Here is a 23,230-nt window from a genome sequence, read left to right as displayed (position 1 = left end):
AGACGGATGGAGGGCCCGGGTACGGAACCCGGGCCCTCCATCCGTATGAGCGAAACCCTCAGCCCACAACCGTCCAGGTGTCCCCGCCCGCCAACAGCGTGGACAGGTCGCCCTTCCCGTTCTGCACGATCGCCGTGTCGAGCTGGTCGGCCATCTGTGTGTCGTAGACGGGGCGTTCCACGGACCGGAGTACACCGATCGGGGTGTGGTGCAGGGTGTCCGGGTCGGCCAGGCGGGAGAGGGCGAAGGCGGTGGTGGGGGAGGTCGCGTGGGCGTCGTGGATCAGGATCTGGGACTCGTTGTCCGGGGTTACGTCGACCACCTTCAGGTCACCCGACGTCGCGTCCCGGACCACCCCCCGCGCGCCCTCCGCGCCGAACCGGATCGGCTGCCCGTGTTCCAGGCGGATCACTGCCTCCTCGGCCTGCTGGCGGTCCTTCAGCGCGTCGAAGGCGCCGTCGTTGAAGATGTTGCAGTTCTGGTAGATCTCGACGAGCGCCGTGCCGGGGTGGGCGGCCGCCTCGCGCAGGACCTGGGTGAGGTGTTTGCGGTCCGAGTCGATCGTGCGGGCCACGAAGGACGCCTCCGCGCCGATCGCGAGCGACACCGGGTTGAAGGGGGCGTCGAGGGAGCCCATCGGGGTGGACTTCGTGATCTTGCCTACCTCGGAGGTCGGCGAGTACTGGCCCTTTGTCAGGCCGTAGATCCGGTTGTTGAAGAGGAGGATCTTCAGGTTGACGTTGCGGCGCAGGGCGTGGATCAGGTGGTTGCCGCCGATGGAGAGGGCGTCGCCGTCACCCGTGACCACCCAGACGCTCAAGTCCCGCCTGGACGCGGCCAGTCCGGTCGCGATCGCGGGGGCGCGGCCGTGGATCGAGTGCATGCCGTACGTGTTCATGTAGTACGGGAAGCGGGAGGAGCAGCCGATGCCGGAGACGAAGACGATGTTCTCCTTGGCCAGGCCCAACTCCGGCATGAAGCCCTGGACCGCCGCGAGGATCGCGTAGTCACCGCAGCCGGGGCACCAGCGCACTTCCTGATCGGACTTGAAGTCCTTCATGGACTGCACTGCCTCGGCCTTGGGGACGAGTGAAAGTGCCTCGATCGTGCCCGTGCCTTCCGTGGACGTCTCAGCCATCGATGGCCTCCTTGAGAGCCGTGGCGAGCTGCTCAGCCTTGAACGGCATGCCGTTCACCTGGTTGTACGAGTGCGCGTCCACCAGGTACTTCGCCCGGACCAGTGTGGCGAGCTGGCCGAGGTTCATCTCGGGGATGACGACTCTGTCGTAGCGCTTCAGGACCGCGCCGAGGTTGCGGGGGAAGGGGTTGAGGTGGCGGAGGTGGGCCTGGGCGATGGACTCGCCGGATGCCCGCAGGCGTCGTACCGCCGCCGTGATCGGGCCGAACGTCGAGCCCCAGCCGAGGACCAGCGTCCGCGCTCCGTGCGGGTCGTCGACCTCCAGATCCGGTACGTCGATGCCGTCGATCTTGGCCTGGCGGGTGCGGACCATGAAGTCGTGGTTGGCGGGGTCGTAGGAGATGTTGCCCGTGCCGTCCTGCTTCTCGATGCCGCCGATGCGGTGTTCCAGGCCGGGCGTGCCGGGGATGGCCCAGGGGCGGGCGAGGGTCTGCGGGTCGCGTTTGTAGGGCCAGAAGACCTCGGTGCCGTCGTCCAGGGTGTGGTTCGGGCCCTGCGCGAACTGGACGGTGAGGTCCGGGAGTTCGTCGATGTCGGGGATGCGCCAGGGCTCGCTGCCGTTGGCCAGGTAGCCGTCCGAGAGGAGCATCACCGGGGTGCGGTAGGTGAGCGCGATGCGTGCGGCCTCGATCGCCGCGTCGAAGCAGTCGGCCGGTGTGCACGGGGCGACGATCGGGACCGGCGCCTCGCCGTTGCGGCCGAACATCGCCTGGAGCAGGTCGGCCTGTTCGGTCTTGGTGGGGAGGCCGGTGGAGGGGCCGCCGCGCTGGATGTCCAGGACGAGGAGCGGGAGTTCCATGGATACGGCGAGGCCGATGGTCTCCGACTTCAGTGCCACGCCCGGGCCGCTCGTCGTCGTCACCGCGAGGGAGCCACCGAAGGCCGCGCCCAGGGCCGCGCCGATGCCCGCGATCTCGTCCTCGGCCTGGAAGGTCCGCACGCCGAAGTTCTTGTGCCGGCTCAGCTCGTGCAGGATGTCCGAGGCCGGGGTGATCGGGTACGAGCCCAGGAAGAGGGGCAGGTCCGCCTGTCGGGACGCGGCGACCAAGCCGTAGGACAGGGCCAGGTTCCCGGAGATGTTGCGGTAGGTGCCGGTCGGGAACGCGGTGGTGGCCGGCGCGACCTCGTAGGAGACCGCGAAGTCCTCCGTCGTCTCGCCGAAGTTCCAACCCGCCCTGAACGCCGCGATGTTGGCCGCCGCGATCTCGGGTTTCTTCGCGAACTTCGACTTCAGGAACTTCTCGGTGCCCTCGGTCGGCCGGTGGTACATCCACGACAGCAGGCCCAGCGCGAACATGTTCTTGCTGCGCTCGGCCTCCTTGCGGGTCAGGCCGAAGTCCTTCAACGCCTCGACGGTGAGGGCCGTCAGGGGCACGCGGTGCAGGCTGTAGCCGTCCAACGACCCGTCGTCGAGGGGCGAGGCGGCGTAACCCACCTTCTGCAGCGCGCGTTTGGTGAACTCGTCCGTGTTGACGATGATCTCCGCGCCGCGCGGCACATCGGCGATGTTCGCCTTCAGGGCGGCCGGATTCATCGCGACCAGCACGTTGGGCGCGTCGCCCGGGGTCAGGATGTCGTGGTCGGCGAAATGCAGCTGGAACGACGAAACCCCCGGCAGGGTGCCTGCGGGGGCGCGGATCTCGGCCGGGAAGTTCGGCAGGGTGGAGAGGTCGTTCCCGAAGGACGCCGTCTCCGAGGTGAAGCGGTCGCCGGTGAGCTGCATCCCGTCACCCGAGTCACCGGCGAACCGGATGATCACCCGGTCCAGGCGGTGGACGTCTTTCACCCCCGCCGGTTTGCGTTGTTCCCCGACCAACGTGCTGTCGGCTCCGTCGGCCTGCTCCGCTGGGCTACTGACCTGGCTGGTCACTGAACTGGACCTCCTCTTCGAGGACGCTGTCCGGGCATGGTCGTACTGCCGACCCTCCCAGGATCAACCCTACGTCTGTAAGGGTCGCCTTCCTTCGGCCGTTCGCATGATGGACGCTGTTTTGAGACGGCCTGACGCCCTGACTTGTCATGATTTCTTGCCCCCCGACGCTTCCCTCGGAGACGCTCCCGTCGTGTTGGCTGGTTCTCGGACTTGGCTGTCCGGCCCTCGGATCCGGCTGACAGGTGACTGACGGCGGTGAACAACCGCCGGTCGGCGGCCGGACAGCTGACACGGTGTCAGTTTGGCAGGATTCTGTCAGGAGTTGAGGTAGGTGAGGACGGCCAGAACACGTCGGTGATCCCCGTCACTCGGCGACAGGCCCAGCTTCAGGAAGATGTTGCTGACGTGCTTCTCGACCGCGCCGTCGCTCACCACGAGCTGCCGGGCTATCGCGGAGTTCGTCCGCCCCTCGGCCATCAGTCCCAGCACCTCGCGCTCCCGAGGGGTGAGCCGTACGAGCACGTCCTGCTTACGGCTGCGCCCGAGCAACTGCGCGACCACCTCCGGGTCGAGCGCCGTACCGCCCGAGGCCACGCGCACCACGGCGTCGACGAACTCGCGCACCTCGGCCACCCGGTCCTTCAGCAGATAGCCGACGCCGTGCGTGGAACCGGCCAGCAGTTCGGTGGCGTAGCGCTCCTCCACGTACTGCGACAACACCAGCACGCCGAGACCGGGATGCGCCTTGCGCAGCTCCACGGCCGCCCGCACACCCTCGTCGGTGTGTGTCGGCGGCATTCGTACGTCGGCCACGACCACGTCCGGCAGCGCGCCCTGATCCGCCAGCTCGGTGATGGTCTTCACCAGCGCGTCCCCGTCGCCCACCCCGGCCACCACGTCATGCCCGCGATCGGTCAACAACCGGGTCAGGCCCTCCCTGAGCAGCACTGAATCCTCGGCGATGACCACCCGCACCCTGTCCTCCACGATGTTCGGCCCCCCATTGCCCGCCCTGCCGGCCCACGTCGGTCCGCGTCCGTCCACACGACAGGTCCAGCATTCCAGGGTTCGCGACCTGGTGCGGGCGGCGGGATGGAATCGAGGGTGGGGGGGTGCTGGAGGCTGGGGGTAAATCTAACCGCTGTCGGGTGTGTTGAATGGTTAGAACGGACCACAGCCTGCGGAGGGTAGTGAGGGCGGAGGAGTCCGGCCTGTCCGGTGTCTGCTTCGCTGCGCGGGCTGCGGGCTGCGGGCTGCGGGCTGCGGGCTGCGGGCTGCGGGCTGCCGGCTTCCGGCTTTCAGCGCAGGCCAGCTATATCCAGCCCGCAGCCCCCGGAGGGCAGGACAGCGGGCTCAACCCGTCAACGCCTCAAGCCCTCAACTTCCCGCCAGGGCAACTCCGCCGTGATCCGAGTGGGCCCACCCACCGGCGAGTCCACCACCAGAATCCCGTCCACCGCGTCCAGCCGCCCGGCAAGACCAGCGAGCCCGGAACCGCCGGAGGCATCCGCGCCGCCCACCCCGTTGTCCACGACCTGAAGCATCAGCCGGTTCTCCACGCGCCACACATCCACCGCGGCATACGTGGCCCGCGCGTGCTTGCTGATGTTCTGGAGCAGCTCGGAGACGGTGAAGTACGCGATGCCCTCGATGGCGGCGGCCGGCCGCGCGGGCAGATCCACGTCCACCTGCACCGGCACCGTGCACCGCGAGGCCACGGAGGACAGGGCCGCGTCCAGCCCCCGGTCGGTCAGCACCGCCGGGTGGATCCCGCGCGCCAGATCCCGCAGCTCCTGCAACGCCGTCTTGACCTCGCCGTGCGCCTCGCCGACCATCCGCGCCGCCGCCTGCGGGTCCTCCGTCAGCTTCTCCTTCGCCAGCCCCAGATCCATGGCCAGGGCCACGAGCCGGGCCTGCGCCCCGTCGTGCAGGTCGCGCTCGATCCGCCGTAGATCCGCCGCCGCCGTGTCGACCACGACGCCCCGGTCCGACTCCAGCTCCACGACCCGGGTCGCCAGGGTCGACGGGCCGAGCAGCCCGTGCACCATGACCCGGTCCACCATCGTCAGCGCCCGCACGATCCACGGCGTGGCCAGCGTGAACAGCAGTCCGACCAGCGCGGTCACGGTGATCTCGAAGGGGTTGTCCAGGTAGATCCGGTGGTGCTCGTCGCCGTAGAGCTGAAGGCCGCCCCCACCGCCGTACATCGGGAAGACCCAGAACCACAGCGGGTACGTCAGGAGGGCCCAGCCGTACGACCAGAAGGTGAGGCCGACGACGAAGGAGAAGACCGCCCACGGGAAGTGCAGCAGGGCGTACAGCAGATGGCGCCAGGACGAGCCGCTCTTGAGGACGGCGCCCATCCAGGCCATCGGGCCGTTCTTCTTCATGCGCAGCGGCTCGGGGGCCGCGACGTCCAGGTCGAGCAGCCGGCGGGCCCGCGCCCGCTCCAGCACGCCGAAACCGCGGCAGCCGGCCAGCGCGCCCGCCAGGACCGGCACGCCGAGGAAGGTGATCAGCAGGCCCGCGCCCAGCGACACCATCGTGACGGCGTAGGTGAAGAGCAGGATGCTGATCGGCAGGCTCAGCAGCACATAGCCGAACTCCCGCCAGCTGCGCGCCTCGAAGGGTGCGCGCAGCACGGCCGGCAGCCGGTGCCGGCGCCGCTCGTCGAGGTCGAACGTGCCGTGCGTTCCGTACCCCTGCCCGTACTCCGTGGCCATTGACGTCGTCCCGTTCTACTCGTTGTCCGCAGCCGTGCCGGCCGTGCTGTCGTATCTCCAGACTGCTTGACCGCAGGTCCGTGGACCATGGAGTCCGTCGGCCTCCCGGGAGGGGGGTTTTCCCTACCCCCGGGCTGGGTCGGTGGTCCGTTCCCGCCAGGGGAGTTCCGCCGTGACGGTCGTAGGGCCGCCCGGCGGGGAGTCGAGGACGAACAGGCCGTCGACCGCGCCGAGTCGGTCGGCCAGGCCGCGCATGCCGGTGCCGCCGTCGAGGTTCGCGCCGCCGCGGCCGTCGTCCCAGACCTGGATGAGCAGCCGGTCCTCCGACCGCCACACGTCCACCGACGCCGAACGGGCGCCGCTGTGCTTGCTGATGTTCTGGAGCAGCTCGGAGACGGTGAAGTACGCGATGCCCTCGATGGCAGCGGCCGGGCGCGCGCCGATGTCGGCGGTCACCTTCACCGGCACCGTGCAGCGCGAGGCGACGGAGGAGAGGGCCGCGTCGAGTCCGCGGTCGGTGAGGACGGCGGGATGGATCCCGCGCGCAAGGTCCCGCAGTTCCTGGAGCGCCAGCTTCACCTCGCCATGCGCCTCGTCGACCATCGCGGCGACCTGTTCGTCGGCCTGGCCCTCCAGCAACTTCTCCTTGGCCAGCCCCAGGCCCATCGCCAGATTGACCAGCCGGGCCTGCGCCCCGTCGTGCAGGTCGCGCTCGATCCGCCGCAGATCCGCCGCCGCCGTGTCGACCACGACACCCCGGTCGGACTCCAACTCGGCGATACGGCGCTCCAGTTCGTCGGAGGGGGAGAGGAGGCCGCGCACCATCGCCCGGTCCGCGTTCGCCAGCCCGCGCGCGATGAACGGCAGCACCGGCCACAGCACGAACAACGAGGTCAGCGTGACGGTGAAGGTGACGATGCCCCACGGCAACCGCATCCCGTCGTACAGCACCGTCCGCCAGCCCACCGGGTCCTTCAGCGCCATCCACACCCGTTGCAGCAGCCCGCCGCCCTTGCGCCACGGCAACGGGCTCGGCTCGTCGATCCGCACCCCCAGCAGCCGCCGGGCCCGGCCCCGCTCGAACTTCCCGATCAGCCGGGCGCCCATCAACCCGAGCGCGAGCAGCGGGAACCCGACCACGGTGACGGTCAGCCCGCCGCTGATGGCCAGCATCGTCACCACATAGACGAAGCCGAACACCGACACCGGCAGATTCGTCAGGAGATGCGCGATCTCCTTCCAGGTGTGTCGGTCGTAGGCGAAGCGGGCAGGCGGCAGCGGCTCGTCGAGCTCGCCGCCGGGTGCCGCCGGGTCGGCGTAGGGGATACGTACGGTCATATGGCCCAGCGTGCCCGGCGACGCGCTCCGGCGCCATGAGGTCCGCCGCCCGGGTCTGCTGGGGAAAACCCCACCACGGGATCTCCGGGGGAGATCAGGGGGAGATCAGGGGCATCTCGGGTGAGCTCAAGGCGTGACGGGCTGCTTACCGTCTCTTTAACAGGGCCTAGACTCCCGTGCGTACAGATCGTCGAACACAGAGTTCACATGGGTCACGGGGGCACCGGGTCACCGGAGCGTGCCGTGGGGAAGCCCGTGCCGAGGAGGAGGGGTCGGACTTGCGGGAGATGTTGCCGGGGACCTTGCCGAACACCTTGCGGGAGCCGACCGTGGTCGTCGCGGCGGACTACTTCCGGTCCTACTCCGTCGTGGGACTGCTCGCCGTCGTCGGCGTGCTCTTCGTCGCCGTGGCCTTCGGCGCGGGCCGCCTGCTGCGCCCGGTCGTCCCCACCCCCGAGAAACTCCTGACGTACGAGTGCGGCGTCGACCCCGTCGGCGAGGGCTGGGCCCACACCCAAGTCCGGTACTACGTCTACGCGTTCCTGTACGTCATTTTCGCCGTCGACTCGATCTTCCTCTTCCCCTGGGCGACGGTCTTCGCCGCGCCGGGCTACGGCGCGACCACCCTCGTCGAGATGTTCATCTTCCTGGGCTTCCTGACCGTGGGCCTGCTGTACGCATACAAGAAGGGCGTCCTGGCATGGACGTGACCCCCGAGCCCGTGATGCTGCCGGAGCCGAAACGCCTGGGCGCCCTCGCCCGCCTCGCCCCCGAACCCATGAAGGTGGTCCTCAACTGGGGCCGCCGCTACTCCCTCTGGGTCTTCAACTTCGGCCTCGCCTGCTGCGCCATCGAGTTCATCGCCGCGTCCATGGCCCGCCACGACTTCATCCGCCTCGGCGTGATCCCCTTCGCGCCCGGCCCGCGCCAGGCCGACCTGATGGTCGTCTCCGGCACGGTCACGGACAAGATGGCCCCGGCCGTGAAACGCCTCTACGAGCAGATGCCCGAGCCCAAATACGTCATCTCCTTCGGCGCGTGCAGCAACTGCGGCGGCCCGTACTGGGACTCGTACTCGGTCACGAAGGGCGTCGACCAGATCATCCCGGTCGACGTCTACGTCCCCGGCTGCCCGCCCCGCCCCGAGGCCCTCCTCCAGGGCATCCTCAAACTCCAGGAGAAGATCGCCCGGGAGTCGCTGGGGGAGCGGTACGGGGTGGCTGGGGGCCGGGCTTCTACGGCGGCGCTACAGAGCGGGTTGGTGACGGCGCCGGTGCCGGTGCCTGGCTGGGACTCTGCGAGTAAGGGTGCGGGTGCGGACTCGCCGGGTGCGGGTGCCGGCCTGCCCTCCGACTCGGGCCCGTCCTCCCACTCGGGCTACGACTCGGACTCCGACTCCGGCCCGGGCTCCAACTCCGGCCCGGGGGACGCCCGATGACCGCCGTCGGCTGGCTGCCCGCACCGGTCGAGGAGTTGTTCGGTACGGAGGCCACGGCCGAGGAGTCCTACGACCTCCTCACGGTCGACGTACCTCCCACCACCTGGCTCGCCGCCCTGCGCACCGCCCGCGACGACCTGAGCTGCACCTACTTCGACTGGCTGAGCGCGGTCGACGAACCCGGCACCGGCTTCCACGTCTCCGCCCACGTCGTGGCACTGGCACCGGTACGTCGACTCCTCATCCGTACGACCGTCCCGCACGAGACCCCGGCACTCCCCACCGCCGTCGACGTCTACGCGGGCGCCGCCTGGCACGAACGCGAGACCCACGAAATGTTCGGCGTCGACTTCGAGGGCCACCCGGCACTGGACCACCTCCTCCTCCCGGAAACCTTCGAAGGCCACCCCCTCCGCAAGGACTTCGTCCTCGCGGCCCGAGTCGCCAAGGCCTGGCCCGGAGCGAAGGAACCGGGCGAGTCGGACCACGGCGGCCCGAAACGCCGCCAGATGCTCCCGCCGGGCGTCCCCGACCCGAACGAGTGGGGCCCATTGAAGGGCCAACTTCCGGCGGCCCCGGCGCGACCTGCGCGGGGGGCGGGGCGGGCGGCGGGTGAGCGTCCGGTGCGTGGAGCGGGTGAGCGTCCGGTGCGTGGAGCGGGTGAGCGTACGACAGGTGCGGCGGGTGAGCCTCCGGCCCGCGCGGCCGGTGACGGTCCGGCCCGTGCGGCCGGCGATCGTCCTGTGCGGCGGGCCCGTTCGGTTTCGGAGGGGTCGGTGAGTCAGGCGGCGCCGGCTGGGGGTGCGGTGCCTTCGGGTGAGGGTGAGGGTGAGGGTGCGGTGAGCCAGGGCCGGGATGCCGGTGACGGGACCGGTCCCGGTGAGCAGGGTTCGGGAACCCCGGCCGCGCCGCGCCGCGCACGCAGCGCCTCGGAGGGTTCGGCGAGTCAACAGGGCACGGGCGCGGCACCCCCTCGCCGGTCGCGCAGCGCGGGCGACGGCTCGGCATCGCAACAGGCGCCGACACCGGCACCGGCGGTGGAACCGGAATCGGCACCCGCGGCAGACCCGTCACGGGGACCGGCGTCAACACGCGAGGGCGGCACCACCCAGCCCCCCACCGCTCCCCGCAACACGGACGCCCCGTGGCACAACGCCCGCCCGGCCTTCGAGCAGCCCGAGCCCGACGCGGACACAACTGCGCCTGAGACGGAGGCAGTTGAAGGGCCCGATTCACCCCCCACCACCGAAGGCCCCGCCTCCGAAAACCCAACTCCTGACCCCCCAACTCCTGACCCCCCAACTCCCGACACCCCCACAGGAGGCCCGCAGTGAACGACGTGCTCGACGTCGCCCTGCGACTCCTGATCGTCTTCGTCGTCTTCCTCACCTTCCCCCTGATCGTCGGCCAGACCGAGCACAAGGTGATGGCCCACATGCAGGGCCGCCTCGGCCCGATGTACGCAGGCGGCTTCCACGGCTGGGCCCAACTCGTCGCGGACGGCGTGAAGTTCGCCCAGAAGGAAGACATCGTCCCGGCGGGCGCGGACCGCCGTGTCTTCCAAATCGCCCCCGCCGTCGCCCTCCTCCCGTACCTGCTCGTCCTCCTCGCCATCCCCATCGGCCCGAGCGAGGGCGCCGTCGGCCAGGTACTGGACGCGGGCATCTTCTTCGTCCTCGCGGTGATGGGCGTGAGCGTCCTCGGCTCGCTCATGGCCGGCTGGGCCTCCGCCAACAAGTTCTCCCTTCTCGGCGGCCTCCGCACCGCCGCGCAACTCCTCGCCTACGAACTCCCCATGCTGCTCACCGCCGCCTCCGTGGCGATGGCAGCCGGCACGGTCTCCCTCCCCGGCATCCTCGACGCCTTCCACTGGTGGTGGCTGCCCTGGCAGATCGTCGGCGCGATCGTGTTCTTCATCGCCGGCCTGGCCGAACTCCAGCGGCCCCCCTTCGACATGCCCGTCGCCGACTCCGAGATCATCTTCGGCGCCTACACCGAGTACACCGGCCTCCGCTTCGCCCTGTTCCTCCTCGCCGAGTACGCCGGCATCGTCGTCCTGTGCGGCCTGACCACCGTCCTCTTCCTGGGCGGCTGGCACGGCCCGTGGGGCGCGGACGGCCTCGGCTGGGTCTGGACCCTGCTGAAGACCGGAATCCTCGCCTTCGTCGTCATCTGGCTCCGCGTCACCTATCCCCGCCTGCGCGAGGACCAGCTCCAGAAACTCTCCTGGACCCTCCTCGTCCCCCTCTCCCTCGCTCAGATCGCCCTCACCGGCATCGTGAAGGTGGTGTTCCTCTGATGGCCCCGATCCCCGGCTCCGGTCTCGCCAAGGGCCTGGCCGTCACCCTCCGCACGATGACGAAGAAGACCGTCACCGAGCAGTACCCGGACACCCAGCCCGACCTCCCGCCCCGCACCCGCGGAGTTATCGGCCTGTTCGAGGAGAACTGCACGGTCTGCATGCTCTGCGCCCGTGAGTGCCCCGACTGGTGCATCTACATCGACTCCCACAAGGAGACGGTCCCGGCGGCTGCCCCCGGCGGCCGTGAGCGCAGCCGCAACGTCCTCGACCGCTTCGCCATCGACTTCTCCCTGTGCATGTACTGCGGTATCTGCATCGAGGTCTGCCCTTTCGACGCGCTGTTCTGGTCCCCGGAGTTCGAGTACGCCGAGACCGACATCCACGAACTCACCCACGAACGCGACAAGCTCCGCGAGTGGATGTGGACCGTCCCGGCCCCACCCGCCCTCGACCCCAACGCCGAGGAACCCAAGGAGATCGCCGCCGCCCACAAGACCGCCGAGAAGCTGGCGGCAGCTCAGGTAGCTCAGGCGTCACAGGCCGCACAGGCCGAGGAAGCCGCGGAAGCCGCAGCGACCACGGAGGCCATGCAGACTCCGGAAACCGCAGCGCCGGCAGAGACCACGCAGACCAAGCCCACAGAGACCGCACAGGCCACGGAAGCCGCGGGGCGCGCGAAGGCCACGCAGGCCGTAGAGGTCACCGAGACTGCGCAGACCAAGCCCACAGAGTCCCCGCAGACTGCGGAAACCGCAGCGCCCGCCGTCACACCGGCCGCCGACGTCACCGAGGCCGAGCAGGCCGACCCCGCCGAGGTCACCGGGGCCGAGCAGACCAGGTCCGCAGAGGCCACCGAGGCCGCGAAGCCCAACCGTCCAGAGGCCACCGAAGTCGCGAAGCCCAACCCCGCAGAGGCCACCGGAGTCGCGAAGCCCAAGCACCCGGCGGAAGCCACCGAAGCCGCGCCGACCTACCCCGCCGAAGCCGCGCCGCTCGACCCCACCGAGGCCGCGAAGCCCAACCCCGCCGACCCCGCCAATCCGCCGGAGGGCCAGTCGTGACCCTCGCCGACACCGTCGCCGTGACCGCCACGGCACCCCTCGCCGCCCCCCACACCCACGGCTTCCTCTCCCCGACCGGCGTCGAGATCGCCTTCCTCCTCGTCGGACTGGTCACGTTCGGCGCCGCCCTCGTCACCGTCACCACCAAGCAGCTGGTGCACGCCGCCCTGTGGCTCGTGGTGACCCTCGGGGGTCTCGCCGTCGAATACCTCCTCCTCACCGCCGAGTTCATCGCCTGGGTGCAGGTCCTCATCTATGTCGGTTCCGTCGTCGTCCTCCTTCTCTTCGGTCTGATGCTCACCAAGGCCCCCATCGGCCGCTCCCCGGACGCGGACTCCGGCAACCGCTGGGCCGCCCTCGCCGTGGCCGTCGCCGCCGCGGCGGCCCTGGTCTGGGTCGTCGTCGACGCCTTCCGCGCGACCTGGATGAACCTGGCCGGTCCGGCCGCCGGCTCGACCGCGGTGACCGGCGCGAGCCTGTTCCAGAACTGGGTCCTCCCCTTCGAGGCCCTCTCCGTCCTTCTCCTCGCGGCCCTGGTCGGCGCGATCGTCCTGTCCCGCAAGACGAAGTCGGAGCTGAGCTCTCCCCCTGTGAACTCCCGGGGTGCGAGCGGTAGTTCCCCATCCGTCCCCGATTCCCGTAATCACACGTTCGGGCGAAATAGCCGTTCTCAAGGCAACGATCCGACCCCGCGGAACAACCGGACCGAGCGGAACGACCCGACCGAGCGGAGCCAGACCGCGCAGAACAACGCAGCCGCGCAGAACAACGCAGCCGCGCAGAACGACGGAACCGCTCAGAACACCCCCACCGAGCAGAAGGGAGCCAGCTGATGCACCTGGTCTATCCCGCCGTGCTCGCCGCCCTCCTCTTCTGCACCGGCATCTACGGCGTCCTCGCCCGCCGCAACGCGATCCTCGTCCTGATGTCGGTCGAGCTGATGCTCAACGCCGTCAACCTGAACCTGGTCGCCTTCGACGTCTGGCTCAGCAGGACCGCCGAGGAGAAGCTGCACTCCGGCCAGGCCCTGACCCTGTTCACCATCGCCATCGCCGCCGCGGAGATCGGCATCGGCCTGGCGATCGTCCTCGCCGTCTACCGAGGCCGCGGCACCTCGGACATCGACAAACTCCGCGACACCGCGGAGGGCCACGAAACCGACGGCCCCGACGGCCCCGACGGATCCAGCGGCCCCGACAGCACCGGCGGCTCCAGCCCCAGCGGCTCAGACAGCAACGGCACCGAGCCCCCCGTGGCCGAGAAGGCTGAGGCCACCGCGTGACCACGACCACCCTCGCCGTCCTCGTCCCCCTCCTCCCGTTCCTGGGCGCCGCGGCCGGCCTGCTCCTGGGCCGCACCGCCCCCGGCTTCGTCCGCCCGCTCGCCGTCCTGCCGTCGCTCGCCGCGCTCGCGCTGGCCGCGATCGTCGCCGTACGGCAGGGCGGCGACGCGGCCATCGACTCCGCCACCGAACTCACGCCCACCGGCTCGGTCCCCGTCGAACTCGCCCTGCACATCGACGGCTTCGCCGCCCTCGTCGCCGTCCTGGTCGCCTTCGTCGCCACCTGCGTGCAGATCTACTCGACGGGCTACCTGCGCGACGACCCGCGCTACCCCTCGTACGCCGCGCTCGTCTCCCTCTTCACCTCCGCGATGCTCCTCGTCGTCTACTCCGGCGACCTGATCGTGCTGCTGGTCGGCTGGGAGGTCATGGGCATCTGCTCCTACTTCCTCGTCGGCCACTACTGGGAGACCCCGGAAGCCCGCGCCGCCTCCATCAAGGCCTTTCTCGTCACCAAACTCGGCGATGTCCCCTTCCTGATCGGCCTGTTCGCGCTCGCCACCGACGCCGGGTCCTTCCGCATCACCAAGGTCCTGAGCACCGTCGCGAACGGCGGGCTGCACCACCCGACCCTGATCGCCCTGCTGCTCCTGGCCGGCGTGGCGGGCAAGTCGGCGCAGTTCCCGCTGCACACCTGGCTCCCCGACGCGATGGCGGGCCCGACCCCCGTCTCCGCGCTGATCCACGCCGCGACGATGGTCGCCGCCGGTGTCTACTTCGTCGCGCGTCTCCTTCCGGTCTTCGAGGCATCCTCGGCCGCGATGGTCGTCCTCGCCGTCATGGCCGCCGTGACGATGGCCGGCTCGGGCCTCGCCGCGCTCGCCCAGGACGACATCAAACGCGTCCTCGCGTACTCGACGATCGGTCAACTCGGCTACATGACCGGCGCCCTCGCCGTCGGCGACCGCGGTGCCGCCGTCTTCCACCTCCTGTCCCACGGCGCCTTCAAGGCGCTGCTGTTCCTCGCGGCCGGCGTGGTCATCCACGCCTCCGGCACCAACTCGCTGGCCGCCATGTCCCGCATGGGCAACCTGCGCGCCCGCGTCCCCGACGCCTTCTGGACGATGACCGTGGCGCTCCTCGCGCTCGCCGCGATCCCGCCCTTCAGCGGCTTCTTCTCCAAGGAGTCCGTCCTCGGCGCCGCCGAACACGCGGCCACCGGAGACACCGAGCACATCCCCGGTGCGGCGGGCTGGATCGTCCTCCTGGCCGGCCTGCTCGCCGCCCTCCTCACCGCCGCGTACGCGACGCGCCTGTGGCTGCTCGCTTTCCACGGACGCGGAGTCGAGGCCCCTGACCACGGCAGGCAGCCCGTGGCGATGAACGCCGTGCTGTGGGTGCTCGCCGTCCCGTCCCTCGCCCTCGGCGGACTCGCCTACCGCGTGCTCCCCGACTGGTTCGACGGCCGCGACCTGACCCCGACACTCACCACCTCGGTGCTGGGCACGGGGGTCGCCCTCGTCGGCGGCATCGTCACCTACGGCGCCTGGCGCCACACCACCGCACTCGCAGGCAGCGCACCGATGGGTGCCGTCGCGGCCCACCCGGAGGGCGACGCCGGACTCGTCGAGGCCGAGGCCATCGCGAGCCACACACCCGCCTACGGAGACGTGGCCTCGGCACCCGACCCGGCGGACCCGGGCCGACTCCTGCTCGGCCCGCTGCACCGCCACGCGGCCTCCGGCTTCCACCTGGACGCCGTGTACGCGGCCCTGTTCGTCCGCCCGGTCATGGCCGCGGCGAGTCTCGTCCGGTTCCTCGACCGCGAGGTCGTCGACACCTACGTACGCGGCGCGGGCACCCTGCCCCGCCTCCTCGGCGCCGCCGTACGGCGCGCCCAGACCGGCAATATGCAGACCTATGTGAGCGCGCTGCTCGCCGGCACCGTCGTCCTGACGGTCGCCGTCCTCCTCGTCGCCACGGGAGCGTGAGCAGGCGTGATCGATATCAACGAGTCCGTGATGCAGGTCCTTCTGGCGTTCGTCGTCGTCGGCCCGCTCCTCGGCGCCGTCACCGCCCTGCTGCCCGCCCCGCCGGGACTGAAGGGGAAGTCGCCCGAACAGGCCGTACTACGGCACGGCGTGACCGTGACCGGCGTGATCCTCATCGCCGCGATCGTCCTCGCGCTCGGCTTCGACCACGACCATCCCTCGAAGATGCAGGCCACGACCGACATCAGCTGGATCCCCGCACTCGACGTGCGCATCCACCTCGGCATCGACGGCATCTCCCTCCCCCTTCTGGTCCTGACCGCGCTGCTGACCTTCCTCTGCGCGCTCTACTCCTACTTCAAGATGCCGTCGGGCCCGTCCCCGAAGGCATTCGTCGCCCTGATCCTCGTCCTGGAGTCCGGCACCCTCGCCACCTTCGCCGTCCTCGACCTGATCCTCTTCTTCCTCGCCTTCGAGACCGTCCTGATCCCGATGTACTTCCTCATCGCCCGCTGGGGCGGTGCCCAACGGGCCCAGGCCGCCTGGAAGTTCATCCTCTTCACACTGCTCGGCTCCGTCGTCATGCTGCTCGGCCTGCTCCTGATCGGAATCAAGGCGGGCACATTCGACATGGTGGCACTCGCCACTGACAACGGCCGGTCGCTGACCACATCCGTGCAGGTCATCGCCGTTCTGGCGATCGGGATCGGGCTCGCGGTGAAGGCGCCGATGTGGCCACTGCACAGCTGGCTGCCCGACGCCCACACCGCCGCCCCGACCGTCGGCTCGGTCCTGCTGGCCGGCGTGATGCTGAAGATGGGCACGTACGGGTTCGTCCGCATCCTGCTGCCGATCGCCCCCGACGGCATGCACACCTTCGCGCCCTACCTCGCCGCCTTCGCCGTCGTCGGGATCATCTACGGCTCCCTGGCCTGCCTCGCCCTCGCGAAACAGGGCGCGAAGGGTGACCTCAAGCGCCTCATCGCGTACTCCTCCGTCGGCCACATGGGGTTCGTCCTGCTCGGCATCTCGACGATGACCCCGACCGGCGTGAACGGCGCGCTCTTCGCCAACATCGCCCACGGCCTCATCACCGGCCTGCTCTTCTTCCTCGTCGGCGCCCTCAAGGACCGTACGGGCACCACCGACTTGGACACCCTGGCCGAGGAGACGGGCGCCGCCCTCTACGGCAAGGCCCCGCGCCTCGGCGGACTGCTCGCGTTCGCCGCCGTCGCCTCGCTCGGACTGCCCGGACTCGCCGGATTCTGGGGCGAGATGCTGGCGCTGTTCGGCGCATTCAAGCCCGCCGCCGGCCTCAGCCGCCCCGCGTTCCTCACCTTCATGGCGATCGCGGCCTTCGGCACCCTGCTGACGGCCGCGTACATGCTCGCCGTGGTCCGCCGCGTCTGCATGGGCGCCGTGGCGCAGGAAGCGCCGAAGCTCGCCGACGTCCAGACGTACGAGTTCGCCGCGTGGACCCCGCTCGTCGCCCTCACCGTCGCCGTCGGCCTGTGGCCGAAGGCACTCCTCGGCCTGACCGACCCGGCCGTGCAGCAGCTCCTCTCAGGAGGCACCCGATGAGCGCCCTGGCCCAGCCTCTCGCGGAGTCGATGGTCCAGTCCGTCGACTGGCTGGCGATCGCACCGCCGACCATCACGGCGGTCGTAGGCCTGGTGGTCCTCGTCGCCGACCTGTTCCTCCAGGAGGCCAGAAAAGCGCTCCTGGGCTGGGTGTCGGTCGCGGGCCTGGCCGCCTCCGCGCTCATGCTGCTGCCCCTCCTGGACGGCGACCGCGCCACCTTCTGCCTCACCGGCGACGCGACCGCGTGCAGCTATACGGCGGACCGCTTCACCGTGGTCATCCAGTTCCTGGTCCTCGGCGGCGCCCTCTTGGCCGCCCTCCTGTCGATCACCACCCTGAAGGACGCCGACAAGGGACTCCCCGAAGGGGAGTACTGGTTCCTGCTGCTCTCCTCCGCCGCGGGCGCCGCCCTCCTGCCCGCCTCCCGCGACCTCGCGACCCTGATCGTCGCCCTGGAGGTTGCCTCCCTGCCCGCCTTCGCCCTCGTCGGCATCCGGCACGGCGACAAGAAGTCCGCCGAAGCGGCCCTCAAGTTCTTCCTGTCCTCGGTTACGGCGACCGCGGTCAGCCTGATGGGCGTCAGCTTCGTGTACGCCACCACGGGCACCCTGTACCTCACCCGGATCGCCGACCGCATCCAGCACGTCGACGGCCAGTTCCACACCCTCGCCCAGACCGGCGTCGCCCTCACCCTCGTCGGCTTCGCCTTCAAGACGGCCGCCGTCCCCTTCCACTTCTGGGTACCCGACACCTACGTAGGAGCGCCCCTCCCGATCGCCGCCTACTTGTCGGTCGTCGGCAAGGCGGTCGGCTTCTCCGGCCTGATCCTCGTCACCGTCGTCGCCTTCCCGTCGTACGCCGACGTGTGGGGCCCGGCACTCGCCGCACTGGCCGCCCTCACCATGACGGTCGGCAACCTGGGTGCCCTGCGCCAACAGGCCACGCGCGCGTACAGCGCGGTACGGCTGCTCGCCTGGTCCTCCGTCGGCCAGGCCGGCTACCTCCTCGTACCGATCGCCGCCGCCGCGTACTCCAAGGACGCCCAGAAGTCGATCGGCTCCACGGTCGCCTACGCCCTCATGTACGCGGCCGTGAACCTCGGCGCCTTCGCGGTGGCCGCCCTGGTGGGCCGTAGCAGAGCCCTCAACCGCATCAGCGACTACCGCGGCCTGTACGCGTCGAACCCGCTCGCAGCACTGCTCCTGGCCTTCTTCCTGCTGTGCCTCGCCGGGCTGCCGCCGGGTGTCATCGGGCTCTTCGCCAAGGTGACCGTGTTCTCGGCGGCCGTCGACGCGGGCCTGGGCTGGCTGGCCGTCGTCATGGCCGTCAACGTGGTGATCGCGCTCTTCTACTACCTCCAGTGGACGGCCCTGCTGTTCCGCGCCCCGGAGGGCGAGCACGCCGAACACCGCGTCCCCGCGACCCTCACCGCCGCGCTCGCACTCACCGGCGCCCTCGGAATCGCCCTCTCCGGAGCACCCCAACTGGTCCTGCGCTTCGCCGACACCGGACTCTTCTGAGCCACCGGCACATACCACCGTCCTCACCCGGACGGCCCACCCCCGGCGTCGTACGCACAAGGGAACTAGAGCCCCCCGCCTGGCGTTGACCAGTACGGGAGGGTCCACTGGACGTGACACCACGACACCGGTGGCATCAGAGATCAGCAAGCAAAGGGTTCCCCTGCCGCACGATTTGGAGGGCGTACCGTGCACCGCCGGCACAACGGGCTCAGGACCGCAGTTCTCCTCGGGGGACTGTCCGCACTCATCATCGTCATCGGCAGCTTCTTCGGCCGCACGGGCCTCGTCGTAGCGGTCGTGATCGCGCTGGGCACGAACGCGTACGCGTACTGGAACAGCGACAAACTGGCGCTACGCGCGATGCGCGCCCGTCCGGTGAGCGAGTTCGAGGCCCCGGCCCTGTACCGGATGGTCCGCGACCTCTCCACCCAGGCCCGCCAGCCCATGCCGCGCCTGTACATCTCGCCCACAGAGGCACCCAACGCCTTCGCCACGGGCCGCAACCCGCGCAACGCCGCCGTGTGCTGCACGGAGGGCATCCTGCGCATCCTGGACGAGCGCGAACTGCGCGGGGTCATCGGCCACGAACTCAGCCATGTCTACAACCGCGACATCCTGATCTCGTCGGTCGCCGGCGCCCTCGCCTCGGTGATCATGTTCCTGGTCAACTTCGCCTGGCTGATCCCGATCGGCCGCTCGAACGACGACGACGGCCCCGGCATCCTGGGCATGCTGCTGATCATGATCCTGGGTCCCCTCGCGGCCAGCCTCATCCAGTTGGCCATCAGCCGCTCCAGGGAGTACGAGGCGGACGCGTCCGGCGCCCAGCTCACCGGAGACCCCCTCGCCCTCGCGAGCGCGCTGCGCAAGCTCGACGCGGGCACCAAGCAGCTTCCGCTGCCTCCGGAGCCCCGCATCGAGACCGCGAGCCACATGATGATCGCGAACCCCTTCCGCCCGGGCCAGGGACTCTCCAAGATGTTCTCGACACATCCGCCGATGGCGGAGCGGATCGCCCGGCTCGAAAAGATGGCAGGTCGCCCTCAGTGAAAACCATCCTGAATGTCATTTGGCTCGTCCTGAGCGGCTTCTGGCTGTTCCTCGGGTACCTGCTCGCCGGCGCGCTGTTGTGCATCACCGTCATCGGCATCCCGTTCGGCATCGCCGCCTTCCGTATCGGCGTCTACGCCCTGTGGCCCTTCGGGTACACGACGGTCGAGCGCCGGGACGCGGGCGCCCCCTCCTGCGTCGGCAACGTCCTGTGGCTGGTCCTCGCGGGCTGGTGGCTGGCCCTCGCGCACATCGTCACCGGCATCGCCATGTGCATCACGATCATCGGCATCCCGTTCGGCATCGCCAACTTCAAGCTGATCCCGGTGTCGCTGTTCCCCCTGGGCCGCGAAATCGTGCCCACGGACCAGTCGTTCGCCGCCCGCTGACGGCGGGCAGCGGTGGGGGCGCCCAAGTACGTCCTGCTGTCGCAGACGAAGGCGCCGAGTCCACCGGCGAGCACGGCTACGAGGAGACCTGGGCCCTCTGCGAGGACGCCGCCGACCTCTTCGCCGAGCCGCCCCCACCCGCGCGCGGGACGTACGAACTCCTCGGCTGCGCACCCGAGGGTGACCTGCGAACAGCCCTCGCACGCGCGCGTGCCGACGGTTCGGCACCGCTCGGCCCGCTCACCCTGGAGACCCTCGACAGGACCGGCGGGGAGAGGGCGAGTGGCGGCTGAAGGACGTACGCGTCGCCGACCGTCCCTGCGCGCGAGACCTGTCGCTGAGGGACGTCACCGTCGAGGGCAGGCAGTTCGACGACAACCTCTACGACTGTCCGCAGTGCCCACCCCTGTCCCCCGGGCTACCGGCTACTGGGCGCGGACGGCCAACCATGGGGCGCCTGCCGGGACTTGGCCCACGCACAGGAGGATCGCCCCGAACAACTGGAGCCGCCGCACCGCCTGTTGGGCTGCTCCCCGCGCGGTGCGCTGCGGGCGGCACTGGACGGCGGGGAAGAGGACCTGGGCCACGTCAAGGTGGTGCGCGTCGACACGTCCGGTCGGCCCGTACAGCCCGCCGCCGAGGGCGAGTTACGGGCCTGGATCCCGTCCGCGCGCGGCCCGGGCCTGGTCGACCTCACCCTCGACCCATGGTCGGAACGCCCACCGCTCGCGGCCCGGGAGGTGTGGGACCTGTGGGGCGAGGGCCGCCCCTCCGAGCCCAACCGCTGGGCCGATTGCGACGCCGAAGGCCGCCGCTTCTGGTTGGACACAGCCCTGGCGAACTACACCCGCACCACCCCGGACCGTCCGCCGGGCACCACCTACCGCCTCGACGGCAGCAACATCACCGACGCACCCGGCTTCTTCTGCGCCCTGGGCGAGGCGGTGAACGGCCCCGTCGGATGCTTCGGTGGGGGCCTGGACGCTCTGAACGACTGCCTGCGCGGCAGTTGGGGAGCCACCCCACCCTTCACCCTCGTCTGGCACGACGCCGCCATAGCCCGCACCTGTCTCGGCGCCACCTCGCACACGGGCCGACGCCCGCCGACGTTCGAGGAGTTGCTCGCGTTCCTCGCCGAACGGCACGTCGACGTCCGCCTGGCTTGACCGTTCGTCACCGCAGGACGCTCGCAGCCGGGGCGTACGACCAGCGGTTTTCCACAACCGCGGGGTTGTCCACAGGCCGCCCCGACTGTCAGTGGCGCGCGGCACCATGAAGCCATGACCGAGAACGAGCAGCAACTGCTGACACGAGTGGCCGCCGAGGCCCGCAACACCCGCCCGTCGGGCTGGACTTCGCTCCCCGCCCCCGCGGACGAGGCCACGGTGACCCGCGCCGAGGCCGCCCTGGGCTTCCGCCTGCCCCCGCTGCTCGCCGCGCTCTACACACGCATAGGAGACGGCGGATTCGGCCCGGAGTACGGCCTGTTGCCCCTCCCCGACAACCCACCGGCCGGCGAGCCCGCCGCCGTCACGCAGTACCTCGCCAACCGCGCGAGCGGACACGAGGACCCCGACTGGCCCTGGCCCGAGGGCGTCCTGCCGATATCCCACTGGGGCTGCGCGATGTACGCGTGCGTGGACTGCCGATCCTCGGAGGCCACGGTCCTCCTCTACGAACCGAACGCCGACGAGGCCGACCACGCGTGGTACGTCGACGCGCCCAGCCTCGCCGACTGGCTGCGCGCCTGGCTCGACGGCACGGGCTGGTACGAGGACTACGACGGCGCTCCCGAACCGACACCGTGGACCGACTTCCGCATCCGCACGACGGCACCTGCATCCTGAGCGGTCGCCGCAGGCCACGGATGCCTGCAACCACCACACGCATCCGTGACGTCCTGTTCATCGACACGGCAGAACATGCAGGCACAGGCCGTGCGCAAGGACTTACGAACACAGCCTGTCCGGGCGGAATTCACAGCTCCGGATCAGTGCAAGCACAGCGTGAGAGGGCAGGTTCACGGCATGGGCATCATCAGCTGGATCATCCTGGGACTGTTGGCCGGAGCCATCGCCAAATTCCTGTTGCCGGGTCGCGACCCGGGCGGCTTCATCGGTACGACCATCATCGGCGTCGCGGGCGCGTTCATCGGCGGCTGGATCTCGGCCCGCTGGTTGGACCACCCGGTCGCCAAGAACTTCTACGACGGCGCCACTTGGGCCTCGGCGATAGGCGGCGCACTCGTCCTCCTGATCGCCTACCGCATCATTTTCGGCAACTCGCGCAACTAGCGCGTCCCCGTGCCGCAGCCGGCAGGCGAGAAGGGGTGGGCACCGACGGGCGCCCACCCTTCCTCGTATCCCCGTCACCCGCGCGCGGCGGATGCGCGCGGTGCGGTTCTACCGGTAGTTCACGTACCGGCAGCTTGATCCTCTGACCTGCACATAGTCGCCGATAGGGCGTCTGACGTGCGGAAACTACTGACAGTACTTGTCAACGTTTCGCAGCGTCGTACAGGGTCTTGTGCCCTGACTGTGCCCTCATGCTTACGGCCGGACCCATGGGTCCGGCCGTTGGTGTTCCTGGGGTCAGCGCCGCGCCGCCGTTACTCGCGCTCGGCCTCGCGCTCTTTGCGGATGCGCGCGACGTACTCCCGCGACCAGTCCACCGAGCGGGCGATGCGGGCGTTCGACTCCCCTAGGTCAAGGTGCTTGTGGATGGCCGCCATCAGGGCATCGCGGGCTCGGTCGTACTCGTCTCGCAGGTCCCGGAGTTCGGGGATCTCGTCTCGCGCCATGGCTGTCATGTTGTCACGACCTCTCTTGTGAACTCTGTGCGGAACAATGTTGACAGTCCCACGACGCGAGGGTAGTGTCAACATTGTTCGGAACTGAGTTGACGAAGTGCCCGGACAACGCAAGCGGCCCCCGGCGGTGTTGGAAGCACCGACCGAGGGCCTACGGAACCACCTTGATCGAAGCAAGGAGCCCGTTGTGTTTCACCTTCTCACGTCACCCCGCACCGCCCGTACGGTGCGCAGCCTGATCGGTGCCCTCGTCGAGACCGCCGCCGACACCCTCCGCTCCCTCGCCCCGGCCGAGACGCCGGCCGTCGAGGGGACCACCGCCCCGGACCCGGCCGACGTCTACGGCGTCGACGAGCTGCCCGAGGTCGACACCATCGAGACGGCCGCCACCGACTACGACGAGGCCGCCGACCAGGCCCGCGCCGCCGACAGGGCGAAGCGCAAGGCCCGCAAGCTCCTCGACCGGCTGCCCGCCGGCCGCTACGGCCAGTGGCTCATCCGCCGCATCGAGTCCAGCCGCGAGACCCCCGACCTGGTCGCCATCCGCGCCACGTACGAGCGCCTCGGCCTGGGTGACGTCCCCATGCGGAAGGTCGCCCCGAGCCTGCGCGTCGAGCGCGTCGAGACCGAGTCCACCGCACCGGCCGCCGTCGCGGCCATGGCCGCCTGAGC

At 70.1% G+C, this 23,230-nt stretch carries 21 protein-coding genes and 1 pseudogene; 16 read left to right on the top strand and 6 right to left on the bottom strand.

Annotated elements, in window-relative coordinates:
- Positions 1–58: 58 nt before the first annotated feature.
- The 5 genes from OG194_RS19055 to OG194_RS19035 all read right to left on the bottom strand — a co-directional run bounded on the left by OG194_RS19055 (position 59) and on the right by OG194_RS19035 (position 7,132).
- Complete coding sequence (locus OG194_RS19055) at positions 59–1,138, bottom strand: 2-oxoacid:ferredoxin oxidoreductase subunit beta (protein WP_327402029.1); 1,080 nt, start codon at positions 1,136–1,138, stop codon at positions 59–61.
- Complete coding sequence (locus OG194_RS19050; protein ID WP_327402028.1) at positions 1,131–3,068, bottom strand: 2-oxoacid:acceptor oxidoreductase subunit alpha; 1,938 nt, start codon at positions 3,066–3,068, stop codon at positions 1,131–1,133. The genes OG194_RS19055 and OG194_RS19050 overlap by 8 nt, the downstream gene beginning before the upstream one ends.
- Before the next feature lie 318 nt (positions 3,069–3,386).
- On the bottom strand, positions 3,387–4,046 hold the full coding sequence (locus OG194_RS19045; RefSeq protein WP_026179104.1) for a response regulator transcription factor: 660 nt from the start codon (positions 4,044–4,046) through the stop codon (positions 3,387–3,389).
- 386 nt (positions 4,047–4,432) lie between these two features.
- Entirely contained in the window at positions 4,433–5,794 is a 1,362-nt protein-coding gene (locus OG194_RS19040; protein ID WP_327402027.1) for a sensor histidine kinase, read from the bottom strand.
- A gap of 123 nt (positions 5,795–5,917) precedes the next feature.
- Positions 5,918–7,132 (bottom strand): sensor histidine kinase, encoded by a 1,215-nt coding sequence (locus OG194_RS19035; protein WP_327402026.1) that lies wholly within the window; start codon positions 7,130–7,132, stop codon positions 5,918–5,920.
- 287 nt (positions 7,133–7,419) lie between these two features.
- Here OG194_RS19035 and OG194_RS19030 point away from each other — a divergent pair, with 287 nt between their 5' ends.
- From OG194_RS19030 to OG194_RS18960, 15 genes and pseudogenes are all read left to right on the top strand, one after another.
- A complete protein-coding gene (locus OG194_RS19030; protein WP_327407128.1) occupies positions 7,420–7,842 on the top strand; it encodes an NADH-quinone oxidoreductase subunit A in 423 nt (140 codons plus the stop codon).
- Positions 7,833–8,570: an NADH-quinone oxidoreductase subunit B gene (locus OG194_RS19025; protein WP_327402025.1), complete on the top strand. Its 738-nt coding sequence runs from the start codon at positions 7,833–7,835 to the stop codon at positions 8,568–8,570. The genes OG194_RS19030 and OG194_RS19025 overlap by 10 nt, the downstream gene beginning before the upstream one ends.
- Positions 8,567–9,904, top strand: coding sequence for an NADH-quinone oxidoreductase subunit C (locus OG194_RS19020; protein ID WP_327402024.1), 1,338 nt, complete (start codon positions 8,567–8,569; stop codon positions 9,902–9,904). The genes OG194_RS19025 and OG194_RS19020 overlap by 4 nt, the downstream gene beginning before the upstream one ends.
- The gene (locus OG194_RS19015; RefSeq protein WP_327402023.1) at positions 9,901–10,869 is read left to right on the top strand and encodes a complex I subunit 1/NuoH family protein; all 969 of its coding nucleotides are present in this window, start codon (positions 9,901–9,903) and stop codon (positions 10,867–10,869) included. Before OG194_RS19020 ends, OG194_RS19015 begins: the two co-directional genes overlap by 4 nt.
- A pseudogene (locus OG194_RS19010) lies at positions 10,869–11,447 on the top strand (NuoI/complex I 23 kDa subunit family protein); the annotation flags it as partial. The gene OG194_RS19015 and the pseudogene OG194_RS19010, both read left to right, overlap by 1 nt.
- A 482-nt stretch (positions 11,448–11,929) precedes the next feature.
- Positions 11,930–12,766 carry an NADH-quinone oxidoreductase subunit J family protein gene (locus tag OG194_RS19005; protein ID WP_327402022.1) on the top strand — a complete coding sequence of 279 codons (837 nt, stop codon included), beginning with the start codon at positions 11,930–11,932 and terminating at the stop codon, positions 12,764–12,766.
- Positions 12,766–13,215: an NADH-quinone oxidoreductase subunit NuoK gene (gene nuoK / locus OG194_RS19000; RefSeq protein ID WP_327402021.1), complete on the top strand. Its 450-nt coding sequence runs from the start codon at positions 12,766–12,768 to the stop codon at positions 13,213–13,215. Before OG194_RS19005 ends, nuoK begins: the two co-directional genes overlap by 1 nt.
- Positions 13,212–15,206 carry an NADH-quinone oxidoreductase subunit 5 family protein gene (locus tag OG194_RS18995; RefSeq protein WP_327402020.1) on the top strand — a complete coding sequence of 665 codons (1,995 nt, stop codon included), beginning with the start codon at positions 13,212–13,214 and terminating at the stop codon, positions 15,204–15,206. Before nuoK ends, OG194_RS18995 begins: the two co-directional genes overlap by 4 nt.
- Positions 15,207–15,212: 6 nt before the next feature.
- Positions 15,213–16,787 (top strand): complex I subunit 4 family protein, encoded by a 1,575-nt coding sequence (locus OG194_RS18990; RefSeq protein ID WP_327402019.1) that lies wholly within the window; start codon positions 15,213–15,215, stop codon positions 16,785–16,787.
- Positions 16,784–18,307 (top strand): NADH-quinone oxidoreductase subunit N, encoded by a 1,524-nt coding sequence (locus tag OG194_RS18985; protein ID WP_327402018.1) that lies wholly within the window; start codon positions 16,784–16,786, stop codon positions 18,305–18,307. Before OG194_RS18990 ends, OG194_RS18985 begins: the two co-directional genes overlap by 4 nt.
- A 189-nt stretch (positions 18,308–18,496) precedes the next feature.
- Positions 18,497–19,360: a zinc metalloprotease HtpX gene (gene htpX, locus OG194_RS18980; RefSeq protein ID WP_033282557.1), complete on the top strand. Its 864-nt coding sequence runs from the start codon at positions 18,497–18,499 to the stop codon at positions 19,358–19,360.
- Positions 19,357–19,749, top strand: coding sequence for a YccF domain-containing protein (locus tag OG194_RS18975; protein ID WP_327402017.1), 393 nt, complete (start codon positions 19,357–19,359; stop codon positions 19,747–19,749). Before htpX ends, OG194_RS18975 begins: the two co-directional genes overlap by 4 nt.
- A gap of 467 nt (positions 19,750–20,216) precedes the next feature.
- Entirely contained in the window at positions 20,217–20,915 is a 699-nt protein-coding gene (locus tag OG194_RS18970; protein ID WP_327402016.1) for a barstar family protein, read from the top strand.
- A 114-nt stretch (positions 20,916–21,029) separates the two neighbouring features.
- Positions 21,030–21,596, top strand: a complete 567-nt coding sequence (locus OG194_RS18965) for an SMI1/KNR4 family protein (protein ID WP_327402015.1) — start codon at positions 21,030–21,032, stop codon at positions 21,594–21,596.
- Between the two features lie 180 nt (positions 21,597–21,776).
- Positions 21,777–22,043 (top strand): GlsB/YeaQ/YmgE family stress response membrane protein, encoded by a 267-nt coding sequence (locus tag OG194_RS18960; RefSeq protein ID WP_327402014.1) that lies wholly within the window; start codon positions 21,777–21,779, stop codon positions 22,041–22,043.
- A 314-nt stretch (positions 22,044–22,357) separates the two neighbouring features.
- On the opposite strand, the gene OG194_RS18955 is transcribed toward OG194_RS18960, so the two are convergent.
- A complete protein-coding gene (locus OG194_RS18955; protein WP_327402013.1) occupies positions 22,358–22,549 on the bottom strand; it encodes a hypothetical protein in 192 nt (63 codons plus the stop codon).
- Positions 22,550–22,745: 196 nt separating this feature from the next.
- Between OG194_RS18955 and OG194_RS18950 the strand changes: the two genes are divergently transcribed.
- The gene (locus OG194_RS18950) at positions 22,746–23,228 is read left to right on the top strand and encodes a hypothetical protein (protein ID WP_327402012.1); all 483 of its coding nucleotides are present in this window, start codon (positions 22,746–22,748) and stop codon (positions 23,226–23,228) included.
- Positions 23,229–23,230: the final 2 nt, after the last annotated feature.

The organism is Streptomyces sp. NBC_01288, assembly GCF_035982055.1.
Taxonomy (GTDB): Bacteria; Actinomycetota; Actinomycetes; order Streptomycetales; family Streptomycetaceae; genus Streptomyces.
This window is presented reverse-complemented; position numbering and strand designations above follow the sequence as displayed.

What these genes read in the sequence shown, in the direction of transcription:
- OG194_RS19020 (WP_327402024.1), top strand. Translation starts at nt 8,567, where the DNA reads ATGACCGCCGTCGGCTGGCTGCCCGCACCGGTCGAGGAGTTGTTCGGT.
- OG194_RS19040 (WP_327402027.1), bottom strand. Translation starts at nt 5,794, where the DNA reads ATGGCCACGGAGTACGGGCAGGGGTACGGAACGCACGGCACGTTCGAC.
- OG194_RS18965 (WP_327402015.1), top strand. Translation starts at nt 21,030, where the DNA reads ATGACCGAGAACGAGCAGCAACTGCTGACACGAGTGGCCGCCGAGGCC.
- OG194_RS19030 (WP_327407128.1), top strand. Translation starts at nt 7,420, where the DNA reads ATGTTGCCGGGGACCTTGCCGAACACCTTGCGGGAGCCGACCGTGGTC.
- OG194_RS18960 (WP_327402014.1), top strand. Translation starts at nt 21,777, where the DNA reads ATGGGCATCATCAGCTGGATCATCCTGGGACTGTTGGCCGGAGCCATC.
- OG194_RS19035 (WP_327402026.1), bottom strand. Translation starts at nt 7,132, where the DNA reads ATGACCGTACGTATCCCCTACGCCGACCCGGCGGCACCCGGCGGCGAG.
- OG194_RS18985 (WP_327402018.1), top strand. Translation starts at nt 16,784, where the DNA reads ATGAGCGCCCTGGCCCAGCCTCTCGCGGAGTCGATGGTCCAGTCCGTC.
- OG194_RS19025 (WP_327402025.1), top strand. Translation starts at nt 7,833, where the DNA reads ATGGACGTGACCCCCGAGCCCGTGATGCTGCCGGAGCCGAAACGCCTG.
- OG194_RS18955 (WP_327402013.1), bottom strand. Translation starts at nt 22,549, where the DNA reads ATGGCGCGAGACGAGATCCCCGAACTCCGGGACCTGCGAGACGAGTAC.
- OG194_RS19055 (WP_327402029.1), bottom strand. Translation starts at nt 1,138, where the DNA reads ATGGCTGAGACGTCCACGGAAGGCACGGGCACGATCGAGGCACTTTCA.
- nuoK (WP_327402021.1), top strand. Translation starts at nt 12,766, where the DNA reads ATGCACCTGGTCTATCCCGCCGTGCTCGCCGCCCTCCTCTTCTGCACC.